We start from the raw sequence: 15711 nt of genomic DNA on the forward strand, positions 1-15711 counted from the left end.
ATGGATGCCTGGTCACGTAGTCTCGAACGGCTCGAGGCGGAGTTCCCGCCCGAGGATGTTCACACCTGGTTGAAGCCGCTGCAGGCCGATCTGCGCGCTGACAGCCTGGTGCTGTATGCACCGAATGCCTTCATTGTCGATCAGGTGCGCGAACTGTACCTGCCGCGGATCCGCGAGCTGGTCACCCACTTTGCTGGTTTCGGCGACGTTTTTCTTGAAATCGGCTCGCGCCCGCGTCCCGTGGACGCGCAGATCGCGCCGGTTTCCAGCCCTTCGGCGCAAGCGCCCGTGCAACCGCAGGTGCCGTTCGCCGGCAATCTGGACAACCACTACACCTTCGCCAACTTCGTCGAGGGCCGCAGCAACCAGCTGGGCCTGGCGGCGGCATTCCAGGCCGCGCAGAAGCCGGGCGATCGCGCGCACAATCCGCTGCTGTTGTACGGGGGCACCGGCCTGGGCAAAACCCACCTGATGTTCGCCGCCGGCAACGCAATGCGTCAGGCCAATCCGGGCGCGAAAGTGCTGTACCTGCGTTCGGAACAGTTCTTCAGCGCCATGATCCGGGCCTTGCAGGAAAAGACCATGGATCAGTTCAAGCGCCAGTTCCAGCAGGTGGACGCGCTGCTGATCGATGACATCCAGTTCTTCGCCGGCAAGGACCGCACCCAGGAAGAGTTCTTCCACACCTTCAACGCGTTGTTCGATGGCAAGCAGCAGATCATCCTGACCTGCGACCGCTATCCGCGCGAAGTCGAAGGCCTGGAAGCGCGCCTGAAGTCGCGGCTTGCCTGGGGCCTGTCGGTCGCGATCGAGCCGCCGGACTTCGAGACCCGCGCTGCGATCGTGCTGGCCAAGGCCCGCGAGCGTGGTGCCGAGATTCCCGATGACGTTGCGTTCCTGATTGCCAAGAAGATGCGCTCCAATGTGCGCGACCTCGAGGGCGCGCTGAATACCCTGACCGCCCGCGCCAATTTCACTGGCCGTGCGATCACCACCGAATTCGCCCAGGAAACCCTGCGCGACCTGCTGCGCGCCCAGCAGCAGGCGATCAGCATTCCCAACATCCAGAAAACCGTTGCCGACTACTACGGGCTGCAGATCAAGGATCTGCTGTCCAAGCGCCGGACGCGGTCACTGGCCCGTCCGCGCCAGGTTGCCATGGCGCTGACCAAGGAGCTGACCGAACACAGCCTGCCCGAAATCGGCGACGCCTTTGCCGGTCGCGATCACACCACGGTGCTGCATGCCTGCCGGCAGATCCGCACCCTGATGGAAGCCGACGGCAAGCTCCGCGAGGACTGGGACAAGCTGATCCGGAAGCTGAGCGAATGATGCACGTACGCCGATAAGGCGTCACCGCATAAAACGGTGCAGAATCCGGTAGCAAGCGCGGGACAGGGTGTGGATAAAAATGCCGTTGAATTTGGCGGAAGATTTATCCACAGCTTTCCCCACCCCTTGGGGGCTGGTAATGCAGAGGGTTTCGAAGCCTTAAACCCTTTTGTTTACAAAGACTTAGCTGTGTTTTCCAGCGATTCTGGCTCTACCAGCACCACCAAGCTTTTGATTTATTCCACATTTTTTAAAGCATAGGGGCACGGAACCACATGCGTTTCACACTGCAGCGCGAAGCCTTTCTCAAGCCGTTGGCACAGGTCGTCAACGTGGTCGAACGCCGCCAGACCCTTCCGGTTCTGGCCAATTTCCTGGTACAGGTGCAGAACGGCCAGCTGTCGCTGACCGGTACCGACCTGGAAGTGGAGATGGTGTCGCGGATCGCGGTTGAAGATGCCCAGGACGGCGAAACCACCATCCCCGCCCGCAAGCTGTTCGAGATCATCCGCGCCCTGCCTGACGGCAGCCGGATCACCGTCTCGCAGACCGGTGACAAGATCACCGTGCAGGCAGGACGAAGCCGCTTCACCTTGGCCACCCTGCCCTCCAACGACTTCCCGTCGGTGGACGAAGTGGAAGCCACCGAGCGCGTTGCGATCGGCGAAGCCACCCTGAAGGAACTGATCGAGCGCACGGCGTTCGCAATGGCCCAGCAGGACGTGCGCTATTACCTCAACGGCCTGCTGTTCGATCTGCGCGGCGATGCGCTGCGCACTGTCGCTACCGACGGTCATCGCCTGGCACTGTGCGAGACCGATCTGGCCAAGCCCAGCGGTTCCAAGCGCCAGATCATCGTGCCGCGCAAGGGCGTGACCGAGCTGCAGCGTCTGCTGGAAAGCGGCGATCGCGAGATCGAGCTGGAAGTCGGCCGCAGCCACGTTCGCGTGAAGCGCGACGATGTCACCTTCACCTCGAAGCTGATCGACGGTCGCTTCCCGGATTACGAGGCAGTGATTCCGATTGGTGCCGACCGCGAGGTGAAGGTTGACCGCGAAGCACTGCGCGCGTCGCTGCAGCGTGCCGCGATCCTGTCCAACGAGAAGTACCGCGGCATCCGCGTGGAAGTCTCGCCGGGCAACCTGAAGATCAGCGCGCACAACCCGGAGCAGGAAGAAGCCCAGGAAGAGATCGAAGCCGACACCACGGTCAGCGACCTGGCCATCGGCTTCAACGTGAACTACCTGCTGGATGCCCTCTCCGCGCTGCGCGACGAGGAAGTGATCATCCAGCTTCGCGATTCCAACTCCTCGGCGCTGGTGCGTGAATCGAGCAGCGAGAAGTCGCGTCATGTGGTGATGCCGTTGCGTCTCTGACGCTTCGCCGTTCCACGTGGAACACATGGACGCCCGGGGTTCTCCCGGGCGTTTTTTTTTTGTTCCACGTGGAGCATTGCGGCAGCTGTTCGGCTTCTGTCCCTTGGTGGGCGAATCTGGTCTCAGTCCTCGACCTCACCAATGAAGCATTGGACTCGGCATGCGTTGAAGTCGAGTGGCAACTCTCGGATGGACGCTGATCGGAGTTCAGAGGAGGTGAGCAGACAGCGAGCTCCGTCCGCTCCTTCCCTGCTCCTGCTGACAGCACTGTCCACAGCTCTCGTTCGCGGACTTGGCGGTCTTCCCTAGCTTCTAAATCTGGGTATAAATCAAAAGCTTGGTGGTGATGGTAGGCCCAGATTTTATGTAAAAGTAGGCTATGTTTTTGATCTTTAAGGGTTTTATGGGTCTGAAACCCTCTGTATATAGGGCATCAGGGCTGGGTGGGAACCTGTGGATAGATTTTCAAGCGAGCAAAACCCCCTTTTTTATCCACAGTTCGCCCACACCTTGTGTATAAGTCATACAGACCTGCTGTGGATGGCGTGGAACGGCGGCTTTGAATTTCTTGAAATCTGTGGAACCTGGCAGGGACTCTGCCCGCAGATTTCAAGGAATTTTCAGGCAAGTGCATACGAGATCGGTGTTGAGTCAGGCCCGCAGCCAGGAGACCGGCCGTGGATCTGGTGAAATCCACGTCCTTCGATCCCGCCAGCAAGCTGGATTGGAGCGTCATGGGCCTGCCGTTGCCCATCACCTGGTGGCCTGCAGGCTCCCCTCCACGTGGAACGTTCGTTCTCCAGGTCCGCCCCCTGTCGATGACGGTCCCGGTAGCCGGCACCATGGCTGGCTTGACCAATGCAGTAAGCTGGGTGATTCCCCGCCCCTCTACCGCCACGTGCGGATGGTCTGTCGCATCCCATGCAGATTCGTCGTCTTGCCCTTCACCAGTTGCGTCGTTTCGATGCCGTGGAGCTGTCGCCCCAGCCAGGGGTGAATCTGCTGACGGGTGACAATGGCGCCGGCAAGACCAGCGTCCTTGAAGCGCTGCACTTGATGGCCTACGGGCGGAGTTTCCGCGGTCGGGTACGCGATGGTCTGGTGCGTCAGGGCCACGAAGCGCTGGATGTCTTCGTGGAATGGGACGAGCAGCGCGGTGATCTGCCCGCGCAGCGACGGAAAGCGGGCCTGCGGCACAGCGGGCAGGAGTGGAAAGGACGTCTGGATGGCGAAGACGTCGCCCAACTTGGAAACCTGTGTGCCGCGCTGGCGGTGGTTACCTTTGAACCGGGCAGCCATGCCTTGGTGAGTGGTGGCGGCGAACCGCGTCGGCGGTTTCTCGATTGGGGCCTGTTCCACGTGGAACCAGACTTCCTTTCCCTGTGGCGACGCTATTCTCGGGCGTTGAAGCAGCGCAATGCATTGCTCAAGCAGGGCGGGCCGTCGCGGATGCTCGATACATGGGATCACGAGCTGGCTGAGGCAGGAGAGCCGCTCACCAGTCGTCGGCAGCACTACCTGGAGCGGCTTCAGTCCCGCACGATCGCATTGGCCGAGACATTGGCTCCGCAACTAGGGATAGTTGGCCTGAATCTGAGTCCCGGTTGGCGCCGGCACGAGGTTCCGCTGGCGGATGCGCTTCTGCTGGCGCGCGATCGAGACCGTCAGGCGGGTTACACCTCGCTTGGGCCGCACCGGGCAGACTGGAGTGTGGCGTTCCACAGCATTCCAGGTCGCGATGCGCTGTCACGCGGGCAGGCCAAGCTCACCGCCCTCGCCTGCCTGCTGGCCCAAGCGGAGGATTACGCGGAGCAGCGTGGCGAATGGCCTGTCATCGCGCTCGATGATCTGGCCTCGGAGCTGGATCGTACCCACCAGGCCCGGGTGCTGCACCGCCTGTTGGCCGCGCCTGCGCAGATATTCATCACCGCAACAGAGACGCCCGCTGCACTGGAGACGCTGAGCGACATCACCCGGTTCCACGTGGAACATGCACAGATCGTGGCTGTGCCATAGTGGGCACGGCAAGGCCGCTCAGCCCCGGCTGGTATAATTCAGGCTGCTATCCCTTCATTCTCGGCACATCGCTCAAAGCGGTGTCCGACCTGCGGAGCCTACGGCAAGCGCAATGACCGACGAACAGAACACCCCGGCAAACAACGGCAACTACGACGCCAACAGCATTACGGCCCTGGAAGGCCTGGAGGCTGTCCGCAAGCGCCCAGGCATGTACATCGGCGATGTCCATGACGGCACCGGCCTGCATCACATGGTGTTCGAGGTCGTCGACAACTCGATCGACGAAGCCCTCGCCGGCCATGCCGACCATGTATCGGTGACGATTCATGCCGACGGCTCGGTGTCGGTGTCGGACAACGGCCGCGGCATCCCCACCGGCAAGCACGAGCAGATGAGCGCCAAGCTCGGCCGCGAAGTGTCGGCCGCAGAGGTGGTCATGACCGTGCTGCACGCCGGCGGCAAGTTCGACGACAACAGCTACAAGGTGTCCGGTGGTCTGCATGGCGTGGGCGTCAGCGTGGTCAACGCGTTGTCGCAGAAGCTGCTGGTGGACGTGTTCCAGAATGGCTTCCATTACCAGCAGGAGTTCAGCGATGGCGCCGCGGTCACTGCGCTGAAGCAGCTGGGAACCACCACCAAGCGCGGTACCACCGTGCGCTTCTGGCCGTCGGTGGTGGCGTTCCACAACAACGTGGAATTCCACTACGACATCCTGGCCCGTCGTCTGCGCGAACTGTCGTTCCTCAATTCCGGCGTCAAGATCGTGCTGGCCGATGAGCGCGGCGAAGGCCGCCGCGACGATTTCCACTATGAAGGCGGCATCCGCAGCTTCGTGGAGCATCTGGCCCAGCTGAAGACCCCGTTGCACCCGAACGTCATCTCGGTCACCGGCGAACACAACAACATCGTGGTGGACGTGGCGCTGCAGTGGACCGACTCCTACCAGGAGACGATGTACTGCTTCACCAACAACATCCCGCAGAAGGATGGCGGTACCCACCTGGCCGGTTTCCGCGGCGCCCTCACTCGCGTGCTCAACAACTACATCGAGCAGAACGGCATCGCCAAGCAGGCCAAGATCAACCTGACCGGCGATGACATGCGCGAAGGCATGATCGCGGTACTGTCGGTGAAGGTGCCTGATCCCAGCTTCTCCAGCCAGACCAAGGAAAAGCTGGTCAGCTCCGACGTGCGTCCGGCCGTGGAAAACGCCTTCGGTGCGCGTCTGGAAGAGTTCCTGCAGGAAAACCCGAACGAAGCCAAGGCCATCGCTGGCAAGATCGTCGACGCTGCCCGTGCCCGCGAAGCCGCGCGCAAGGCGCGCGACCTGACCCGCCGCAAGGGCGCGCTGGATATCGCCGGCCTGCCGGGCAAGCTGGCCGACTGCCAGGAAAAGGATCCGGCGCTGTCCGAACTGTTCATCGTCGAGGGTGACTCGGCAGGTGGTTCGGCCAAGCAGGGCCGTAACCGCAAGAACCAGGCCGTGCTGCCGCTGCGCGGCAAGATCCTCAACGTGGAACGTGCACGCTTCGACCGCATGCTGGCGTCCGACCAGGTGGGTACGCTGATCACCGCGCTGGGCACCGGCATCGGTCGCGACGAGTACAACCCGGACAAGCTGCGTTACCACAAGATCATCATCATGACCGACGCCGACGTCGACGGCGCGCACATCCGCACCCTGCTGCTGACGTTCTTCTACCGTCAGATGCCGGAGCTGATCGAGCGCGGTTATGTCTATATCGGCCTGCCGCCGCTTTACAAGATCAAGCAGGGCAAGCAGGAGCTGTACCTGAAGGATGATCCGGCGCTGGACAGCTATCTGGCCAGCAGCGCGGTGGAAAACGCGGGGCTGGTACCTGCCGGCGGCGAGCCGCCGATCGACGGTGTGGCGCTGGAAAAGCTGCTGCTTGCCTACGCTGCCGCGCAGGACACGATCAACCGCAATACCCACCGTTACGACCGCAACCTGCTCGAAGCGCTGGTCGATTTCATGCCGCTGGAGCTGGAAAGCCTGCGCAATGCGGGTCCTGGCGAGGGCCTGGATGCGCTGGCCAAGCACCTCAACCAGGGCAACCTCGGCAGCGCTCGTTTCACCCTTGAGCTGCAGGAACCCAACGAGCAGCGACCGGCTGCGGTGCTGGTCACGCGCAGCCACATGGGCGAACAGCACATCCAGGTGCTGCCGCTGTCCGCACTTGAAGGCGGCGAGCTGCGCGGGATCCACCAGGCGGCGCAGCTGCTGCACGGTCTGGTCCGCGACGGCGCCGTCATCAGCCGTGGTGCCAAGTCGATCGAGATCGAATCGTTCGCGCAGGCCCGCAACTGGCTGCTGGACGAAGCCAAGCGCGGTCGTCAGATCCAGCGATTCAAGGGCCTGGGCGAAATGAATCCGGAACAGCTGTGGGATACCACCGTGAATCCCGATACCCGTCGCCTGCTGCAGGTGCGGATCGAAGATGCGGTCGCTGCCGACCAGATCTTCAGCACCCTGATGGGTGATGTGGTCGAGCCGCGCCGTGACTTCATCGAAGACAACGCGCTGAAGGTCGCCAACCTGGATATCTGACACAATCGGATCGTGGCCGGCGCGCGGGGAGGCGCGCCGGCTTTTGTCCCTTGATCGCAGGTAATCGATGTCCGCTTCCGCCCCGGTTTCCGCTCCGCCGCCGGTCCCGCCGGCAACCGCCGCCCCCCGTACCTCCTCACCGCTGGCAGGTTTTTTCATTGATCTCGGGATCGCTGCCGTCACCCTGTTCGGTTTGAGCCTGGTGAGTGGTCTGATCTGGGGGCTCTATCGCGGCATCGTGGTGGGTTATGCCAACGCCAAATCCAGCGGCGGCACGCCTGATACGGCAGCGGTTGCCCAGCAGCTCGGCCAACCCGGTGCGCTCGGGCAGATCCTGATGGCACTGGTCGCTACCGGCGGCGCAGCGCTGCTGGTGTATTTCTGGCGCCGCCCTGCCAACGCTGCCGAACGCCAGCGCTCGCGGGATGCACTGCGTCGCCCCTCCACCTGGGGGTGGACCCTGCTGGTTGCCAGCGCGATCGTGATCGGCAGCAACGGCATCGCCTTCGTGGCCAAGCAGATGGGCATCGAGCCGGTGCCGACAAACCTCGAACTGATGCAGAACGCGGTTGCCCGTTTTCCGCTGTTCCTGACGTTGTTTGCCGTGGTGCTTGCACCCGCCTACGAAGAACTGCTGTTCCGCCGGGTCCTGTTCGGACGCCTGTGGCAGGCCGGACGGCCGTGGCTGGGGATGATCCTGAGCAGCCTGGCCTTCGCGCTCATCCATGAAATTCCCGGTACGAGCGCCAATGGCCCGGCCGAGATCGCCCAGCTGTGGCTGGTTTACGGCGGCATGGGTGCTGCATTCTGCTGGCTGTACCGCCGCACCGGAACCTTGTGGGCGGCGATCGCCGCACATGCGCTGAACAATGCCGTGGCGCTTGCGGCTCTGGTGTTTTTCGGGGCAACGTAAGAGGCTGTCCGCTTGACGAAAGATTAAGCAGACCCGTTACACACTGGGCTTCTGAACACGGGGGTGGGTCCATGAAACAACTGCTGCTGGCCATCGTCATCACCACTCTGGTCAGCGCCTGCGCGACCACCACGTCACCCACCGGCCGTCGGCAGATGGTGGGCGGGGTGTCGCAGGCACAGCTGGACCAGCTGGGTGCGCAGGCGTTCGCCGAAACCAAGCAGAAAGAGAAGATCAGTAGCGATGGCCGCCAGAATGGCTACGTGCAATGCGTGGTCAATGCGCTCGTTGCACAGTTGCCGCCACAGTACCGTGGCGTACGGTGGGAGACGGCTGTGTTCGTCGACAAGGAACCGAACGCTTTCGCCCTGCCCGGCGGCAAGGTCGGGGTCAACACCGGCATCTTCAGCGTGGCCAGGAACCAGGATCAGCTGGCTGCCGTGATCGGCCATGAAATCGGCCATGTCATCGCCCGCCATCATGAGGAGCGCATCACCCGGCAGATGGGCGCGCAGACCGGATTGGCGGTGTTGGGGGCGCTGGCCGGCGCCTACGGCGGCGAAGGCGCGGCCAGCACGGTCAACCAACTGGGCGGGATGGGGGCGCAGACCGCGTTCCTGTTGCCCGGCTCACGTACCCAGGAGAGCGAGGCTGACGTGATCGGTCAACGGTTGATGGCCGAGGCCGGATTCAACCCTGCCCAAGCGGTCGATCTGTGGCAGAACATGATGGCCGCCAGTGGCGGTCGCAGCCCGCAATGGTTGTCCACCCATCCCGATCCGGCCAATCGGATCAGGGAGTTGCAGCGTGATGCACCGGCGCTCGGCCCCGTCTACCAGCAGGCCCAAGCGGCCGGACGCCGGCCAAAGTGTGGCTGAGTGCGCAGATTCATGCTGTATTGCAGCACATAAAACGATTTCTCACGCCATCTGTTTCTGATACGTTTGGCGGCTCAGATTTTTCTGACAGTCCGACTTTGCCGCTACCGGCGGTTCGATCGAGGTGAACGATGATTTTCCGTAACCACAAAGCTGTGCTTTCCGTCCTCATCGCCACTGCCCTGACCGGCGCCGTGGTCACCGACGCGTTCGCGCAGTCCTCGCGTTCGTCCGAGCGTGGCAACCGCGGCGGCAAGCAGGCCAAGGCCGAAGTGCTGTTCCCGAACGCGACCCGCCAGGAACCGGCAGCGAAGTCGTCGGCCAAGCTGGGCAGCAAGCTGCAGAAGATGATTGACAGCTACAACAAGGAAAAGTTCCCGGAGACCCGCACGCTGGCCGACGAGATCCTGGCCAACGAAGGCGCCAACGAGTACGACAAGTCGCTGGCCGCGCAGCTCGCCTCGCAGGCGGCCTACCAGACCGACGACACCGCCGCCGCCATCGCTTACCTGAAGCAGGTGCTGCAGTTCAACGGCCTGGACAACAACGGCCACTTCCAGTCGATGCTGATGCTGGGCCAGCTGCAGATCCAGGAAGACAAGACCGCTGAAGGCCTGGCGACCCTGGACAAGTACTTCGCCGAGAGCAAGTCGACCAAGCCGGAAGAGCTGATCATCAAGGGCCAGGCGCTGTACCAGCTGGAGCGCTACCAGGAAGCGATCCCGGTGCTGAAGCAGGCCATCGCCGGCGCTGCCGAGCCGAAGGACAACTGGAACCAGCTGCTGATGGCCGCACTGTCCGAAGCCGGCCAGACCGGTGAGGCCGTGCAGGCTGCCGAAGCACTGGCGGCCAAGAACCCGAATGACAAGAAAGCGCAGCTGAACCTGGCCAACATGTACATGCAGGCCGACCAGATGCCGAAGGCCGCCGCGGTGATGGACAAGCTGCGCAGCAGCGGCCAGCTCACCGAAGAGCGCGAGTACAAGCAGCTGTACTCGATCTATGCCAACACCGAGAACAAGGAAAAGGACGTCATCGCGGTCATCAACGAGGGGTTGCAGAAGGGCATCCTGAAGCCGGATTACCAGGTCTACCTGGCACTGGCCCAGTCCTACTACTACTCCGACCAGGTACCGCAGGCGATCGACGCGTGGCAGAAGGCCGCCCCGCTCTCCAAGGACGGTGAGACCTACCTGAATCTGGCACGCGTTTTGCACAGTGAAGGTCGTGTCCCGGAGGCCAAGCAGGCCGCCCAGCAGGCGCTGGCGAAGGGCGTGAAGAACCAGGCTGATGCCAAGAAAATCATCAACCTGAAGTAAGTAGGAATAACGCCTGAACGCCTGCTCAGTTGATGCGCAGGCGCTCAGGATTGGTATAAGCTTGGAGGTTCCTGCGGTGTCATGCACCGCTGATCAGGGATCCCGCCCCCGGGATTCCGGCCCCACTATTGAGCTCTTGGCGCATGACGGAACAACTAGTCGTTCACCGGTACGAACAACCCGATGACTCGGGGCTGAGCTGGCCTCGCATCGTCGGTATCGCGTTTGTAATCGCCCTGCATCTGGCGGCCTTCATGATGCTTCTGATTCCTGCCGTGGCTCCCAAGGCCGCGACGGAGAAGGAGCGCAACGTCATGGTGACCATCGTCGACGCACCGCCGCCGCCGCCGCCACCGCCGCCGCCGCCGCCGCCGCAGGACACCCCGCCGCCGCCGGTGAAGAATCTGTCGCCGCCGAAGCCGTCGCCCGTCCCGCCGCCGCCGCAGGCGCCGGTCGTCGACGTGCCGGAACCGCGCGCCAACGATATCGTCACCCCGCCGTCGCCGCCGTCGCCGCCGGCACCGCCGACCTCGATCGAGGCCAGCGTGGACATCTCGTCGAAGGCCATGAATCCGCCGCGCTACCCGCCGGCCGCCTTCCGCGCTGGTATCCAGGGCGAAGTGATCCTGATCATTGATGTCGATGCCCAGGGCAACGTCACCAATGTCACGGTGGAAAAGTCCAGCCGTAACCGCGATCTGGACCGTGCTGCGATGGAAGCTGCCCGGAAGTGGCGTTTCAACGCCGCCGAAGCTGGCGGTAAGAAGGCTGCTGGCCGCGTCCGCGTCCCGGTCAACTTTGCACTGAACTGATGTGGCCCGGGTGGCCGCCTGGCCACCCTCGCCCCTGGTTCGATTGTTTAGCTTAGCTACACCCTTTATCACCACACACAACAAAGGTAAGCGTCATGCTGCAGGAAATTTTCATCGCCGCTGCTGCCGGGGGCAATCCGTCCAACGCCCTGTCGCAGATGGGCTTCGAGCATCTGATCCACGAAATGACCACCAAGCCGGGTGATTTCGCGGTTTCCTGGGTCGTGCTGCTGACCCTGGTCGTCATGTCGGCCATGTCCTGGTACTGGACCGTCATCAACATCTTCCGTGCTACCCGCCTGAAGAGCGCCGCTGATCGCGTCGTCAGCCTGTTCTGGGATACCCCGAACGCGCAGGACGCCATCCGCGCAATGGAAGAGCAGCCGGCTTCGGAGCCGTTCTCGAAGATCGCACTGGACGCTGCCCAGGCTGCTGCGCACCACCAGCGTGCTGAAGGCGGCGCCACCGGTGGCGTGGGTGAGAACCTGAGCCGTTCGGAGTTCGTCGACCGCGCCCTGCGCCAGGCCGTGACCCGCGAAAGCAACAAGCTGCAGTCGGGCATGACCCTGCTGGCCACCGTCGGTGCAACCGCTCCGTTCGTCGGTCTGCTGGGTACCGTGTGGGGCATCTACGGCGCGCTGATCAAGATCGGTGCCACCGGCTCCGCTTCGATCGACGCCGTTGCCGGCCCGGTGGGTGAAGCACTGATCATGACCGCGATCGGTCTGTTCGTTGCTATCCCGGCCGTGTTCGCCTTCAACTTCTTCAGCAAGATCAACAGCGCGACCATCAGCAAGTTCGATACCTTCGCGCACGACCTGCACGACTTCTTCGCCACCGGTTCGCGCGTCCGCTAATTGCGACGCGCTGTACCCAGCGAGAACGTAGTCACCAAGATCTAGACGGAGCCCGTTATGGCTTTCAGTAGTGGTAACAGCGGCGGCCCCATGGCCGACATCAACGTTACGCCCCTCGTGGACGTGATGCTGGTGCTGCTGATCATCTTCATCATCACGGCGCCGCTGATGTCCCACAAGGTCAAGGTGGATCTGCCGGAGGCCAACCTGGTCCAGAAGCCGGACGACACCAACGACCGCAAGGGTCCCATCACCCTGGCAGTCAAGGAAGACGGTTCGATCTACTGGAACGACGAAGAGATCAACAAGCAGACTCTCGAGTCGCGCTTGGCGACCGCCGCCCAGCAGACCCCGCAGCCGCCGTTGAACCTGCGTGGTGACCGCACCACCAAGATGCGTGTCATCAACGAGATGACCAAGATCGCGCAGGAACAGGGCATGCTGGACGTCGGCTTCGTGGCGACCAAAGAGAAGGGGCAATAAGCCATGGCATTCAGTAGTGGTGGTGGCAAAGGCCCCATGGCAGACATCAACGTCACGCCCCTCGTGGACGTGATGCTGGTGCTGCTGATCATCTTCATCGTCACCGCGCCGATCATGACGTACCCGATCGCCGTGGACCTGCCGCAGCGCGTGCTCAACCCACCGCCGCAGCTGGTCGAACCGCCGCCGCCGATCGAGTTGAAGATCGACGCCAGCAACCAGGTCTCGTGGAACAACAGCCCGATCAACGCAAGCGAACTGCAGCAGCGGATGGAGCAGGAGGTCCAGCGTGACCCGACCAACCAGCCGGAACTGCGGATCGATGCAAGCCCGGATTCGGAGTACGACGTGATGGCCAAGGTTCTGGCCGCTGCGAAGAATGCTCAGATGAAGAAGATCGGCTTCGTGCAGTAGTAAATCGCTACACCGCAATACATCAGTCATGACGCGACTGCAGACGCCCCTGGAGACAGGGGCGTCTTTTTTGTGCGCGGTGGGGGTGCCTGCCGGGCTGCGCCCGCCGCTGTCGGGAACAAATGCCGCTGACCGGTGCGCGTCCCCGCTATGATCGGCGGATGCTCGCCCTCTTCGATTCCGTGCGCCATTGGCTTGATGGCATCGCCCACCTGGGAACGATCCTGGCCGTGGCCTACCTGCTGTACCTGCTGGCCCTGACCGGCTGGATCATGCTGCAGAAGCGCGAGCCGGTGGCCACGCTGAGCTGGATCCTGTCGCTGGCACTGTTGCCCTACCTCGGCCTCTTCATCTATTACCTGCTGGGGCCGCAGAAGGTGAAGCGGCAACGCCTGCGGCGCGGTCGCGCGCGCTCGGGCATGGAGCACTACAGCGATGTCTGCCCGCCCGATGCCGACTGCACCGAGCTGGCCAAGATCGCGCAGGCGACGACGGGACTGGCGCCAAGCACCGCCACCGAAGTGACCTGGCTGGTTGATGGCGCGACCACCTATGCCGCGCTGCTGGAAGCGGTGGCGCAGGCGCGTGACCACGTGCATCTGGAGTACTACATCTTCAATCCGGACCACGCCGGCACCGCGTTGCGCGACGCACTGGTGGAACGGGCCAGCGCCGGTGTGCAGGTACGACTGTTGCTGGACGCGGTAGGCTCGTCCGCCGTGCGCCAACGCTTCCTGCGACCGCTGCTCGATGCAGGCGCGGAAGTCGTCTGGTTCCATCCGCGGCAGCTGTTGAAGCCGTTCAAGCGCCCCTGGCTGAACCTGCGTACCCACCGCAAGCTGGTGATCATCGATGGCCGGCTGGCGTTCACCGGCGGCATCAACATCACCGACGACGAAGACGAAAGCCGCAACCCCAACGCCTACCGCGATCTGCACATGCGTCTACGCGGACACGTGGTGCGCAGCCTGCAGTTGGTGTTTGCCGAGGACTGGTTGTACGCCAGTGGCCAGGACCACTCGCGGTTCGATATCGCCCGGTTGTGGCCGAGCGACATGGCCCTGCGCGGCGACGGCGCGATCGACGCGCAGGTGCTGGTGTCCGGCCCGGATTCGGGCTGGGAGACCATCCACCGCCTGCACGTGGCCGCCATCCAGGAAGCACGTGAGCGGGTCTGGCTGGTAACCCCCTACTTCGTGCCCGGTGAGGCGGCGCGGATGGCGCTGACCTCGGCGGCGCTCGGCGGCCTGGACGTGCGCCTGCTGGTGCCGAAGATGAGTGATTCCTGGTTCGTCACCCAGGCCGCGCGCTCCTACTTCGACGAACTGTTGCACGCGGGCGTGAAGATCTACGAGTACGGGCCGCGCATGCTGCACACCAAGGCCTTCATCGCCGACGACGACGTCTGCATCGTCGGCAGCGCAAACTTCGACCACCGCAGCTTCCGCCTGAATTTCGAGCTGTCGATGATGATCAGCGACCGTGGCCGGGTAGCGGAGCTGTCTACGTTGCTGCAGTCCGAGTTCGAGCGTGCCAGCCGTGTACACGACCAGGCAGGACGCTCGCTGTGGCTGCATCGGCTGCCCGAAGCCTTCGCGCGATTGGCCTCGCCGCTGCTGTGAGGCAGCGCTACACTGCGGCGGTGGCCCGGGGAGACTGACAATGTACTGGCTGTACCTGCTGCTGGCGCTGGGCTGCTTCGCCTTTGCGCTGAAAACGCCGAACATGGGCGTGATGTCACTGGCCCTGCTGGGCGCCCTCGCCTTCCTGCTGGCGTGGGTGCGCGGTCGTTACGTCGCACGCTTTGGCGACCTTCAGCGTGATCCGGCGACACTGGTCGACAGCGATGAACTGCGGCGCCTGCGTGAGCACGCCAAGGTTCCCCCGGCCGACGGCAGCGAACCTCCCTCCCACTCCCCGTAGTCCCGTTCCATGACCCAGCTCAGCGTCAACGTCAACAAGATCGCCGTCCTGCGCAACTCGCGTGGCGGCGCCGAACCGGACGTGGTGCGTGCCGCCCAGGCCTGCCTGGATGCGGGCGCGCATGGCATTACCGTGCACCCCAGGCCGGACCGCCGCCACATCACCGCCGAGGACGTGCTGGCACTGTCGACGCTGACCCGCGCGCGTGGCGTCGAATTCAACATCGAAGGCAACCCGTTCGCGCCGCCGCGTGAGGGCTACCCCGGCCTGCTGCCACTGTGCGCGCAGACGCGCCCGGCACAGGTCACGCTGGTGCCCGATGGCGATGGCCAGATCACCTCCGACCATGGTTTCGACTTCGAGCGCGACGCACAACGATTGCGCCCGCTGGTGGCCGAACTGAAGGCGATGGGGTGCCGGGTAAGCCTGTTCGTGGATGCCGGCAACCCGCTGCTGGAACAGGCGGCCGAAGTCGGCGCCGACCGCATCGAGCTGTACACCGGCCCGTATGCCGAGGCCCATGCTGCCGGCGACGCCCGCGTCATGCTGGAGCTGTTCGCCACCGCTGCGCGGCGTGCACAGGCTGTCGGCCTGGGCGTGAACGCCGGGCATGACCTGTCGCAGGACAACCTGCGTGACTTCCTCGCCAATGTGCCGGAGGTGCTGGAAGTGTCGATTGGTCACGCGCTGATCGGCGAGGCGCTGTACGACGGTCTGGATGCCACGGTGAAGGGCTACCTGGCGCTGCTGTGAGGCTGCGCCGACGGGCATGACCGGGCGCTACCGATGTTGTTGTCGCAGCCATTGAGACGGCGC

At 63.5% G+C, this 15711-nt stretch carries 15 protein-coding genes; all 15 read left to right on the plus strand.

The features are described from left to right. On the plus strand, positions 1 to 1332 hold a 1332-nt coding region (gene dnaA / locus HUT07_RS00005; RefSeq protein WP_176019166.1), incomplete at its 5' end, for a chromosomal replication initiator protein DnaA. A gap of 36 nt (positions 1333 to 1368) precedes the next feature. Then, complete coding sequence (locus tag HUT07_RS00010; RefSeq protein ID WP_176019167.1) at positions 1369 to 1593, plus strand: hypothetical protein; 225 nt, start codon at positions 1369 to 1371, stop codon at positions 1591 to 1593. Between the two features lie 14 nt (positions 1594 to 1607). Further along, positions 1608 to 2708: a DNA polymerase III subunit beta gene (gene dnaN / locus HUT07_RS00015; protein ID WP_005411731.1), complete on the plus strand. Its 1101-nt coding sequence runs from the start codon at positions 1608 to 1610 to the stop codon at positions 2706 to 2708. A 921-nt stretch (positions 2709 to 3629) separates the two neighbouring features. After that, positions 3630 to 4724, plus strand: a complete 1095-nt coding sequence (gene recF, locus HUT07_RS00020) for a DNA replication/repair protein RecF (protein WP_176019168.1) — start codon at positions 3630 to 3632, stop codon at positions 4722 to 4724. A gap of 112 nt (positions 4725 to 4836) precedes the next feature. Further along, positions 4837 to 7296 (plus strand): DNA topoisomerase (ATP-hydrolyzing) subunit B, encoded by a 2460-nt coding sequence (gene gyrB, locus HUT07_RS00025; protein ID WP_176019169.1) that lies wholly within the window; start codon positions 4837 to 4839, stop codon positions 7294 to 7296. Positions 7297 to 7363: 67 nt separating this feature from the next. Further along, a complete protein-coding gene (locus HUT07_RS00030; RefSeq protein ID WP_176019170.1) occupies positions 7364 to 8209 on the plus strand; it encodes a CPBP family intramembrane glutamic endopeptidase in 846 nt (281 codons plus the stop codon). Between the two features lie 71 nt (positions 8210 to 8280). Continuing rightward, a complete protein-coding gene (locus HUT07_RS00035) occupies positions 8281 to 9087 on the plus strand; it encodes a M48 family metallopeptidase (protein ID WP_176019171.1) in 807 nt (268 codons plus the stop codon). Positions 9088 to 9218: 131 nt separating this feature from the next. After that, a complete protein-coding gene (locus tag HUT07_RS00040; RefSeq protein WP_176019172.1) occupies positions 9219 to 10406 on the plus strand; it encodes a tetratricopeptide repeat protein in 1188 nt (395 codons plus the stop codon). A 254-nt stretch (positions 10407 to 10660) separates the two neighbouring features. Next, positions 10661 to 11218, plus strand: coding sequence for an energy transducer TonB (locus HUT07_RS00045; protein WP_176022442.1), 558 nt, complete (start codon positions 10661 to 10663; stop codon positions 11216 to 11218). A 95-nt stretch (positions 11219 to 11313) separates the two neighbouring features. Then, complete coding sequence (exbB, locus tag HUT07_RS00050; RefSeq protein ID WP_004132614.1) at positions 11314 to 12075, plus strand: TonB-system energizer ExbB; 762 nt, start codon at positions 11314 to 11316, stop codon at positions 12073 to 12075. Positions 12076 to 12132: 57 nt separating this feature from the next. Further along, on the plus strand, positions 12133 to 12558 hold the full coding sequence (locus HUT07_RS00055) for a biopolymer transporter ExbD (protein WP_012509603.1): 426 nt from the start codon (positions 12133 to 12135) through the stop codon (positions 12556 to 12558). A 3-nt stretch (positions 12559 to 12561) separates the two neighbouring features. Next, positions 12562 to 12972, plus strand: a complete 411-nt coding sequence (locus tag HUT07_RS00060) for a biopolymer transporter ExbD (RefSeq protein ID WP_176019173.1) — start codon at positions 12562 to 12564, stop codon at positions 12970 to 12972. A 161-nt stretch (positions 12973 to 13133) separates the two neighbouring features. Then, positions 13134 to 14594 (plus strand): cardiolipin synthase, encoded by a 1461-nt coding sequence (gene cls, locus HUT07_RS00065; RefSeq protein WP_176019174.1) that lies wholly within the window; start codon positions 13134 to 13136, stop codon positions 14592 to 14594. Positions 14595 to 14634: 40 nt separating this feature from the next. Further along, a complete protein-coding gene (locus HUT07_RS00070; protein ID WP_176019175.1) occupies positions 14635 to 14895 on the plus strand; it encodes a hypothetical protein in 261 nt (86 codons plus the stop codon). 9 nt (positions 14896 to 14904) lie between these two features. Next, positions 14905 to 15648 carry a pyridoxine 5'-phosphate synthase gene (locus tag HUT07_RS00075; RefSeq protein WP_176019176.1) on the plus strand — a complete coding sequence of 248 codons (744 nt, stop codon included), beginning with the start codon at positions 14905 to 14907 and terminating at the stop codon, positions 15646 to 15648. Positions 15649 to 15711: the final 63 nt, after the last annotated feature.

Origin of the sequence: Stenotrophomonas sp. NA06056, from assembly GCF_013364355.1 — a bacterium.
Lineage (GTDB): Bacteria > Pseudomonadota > Gammaproteobacteria > Xanthomonadales > Xanthomonadaceae > Stenotrophomonas.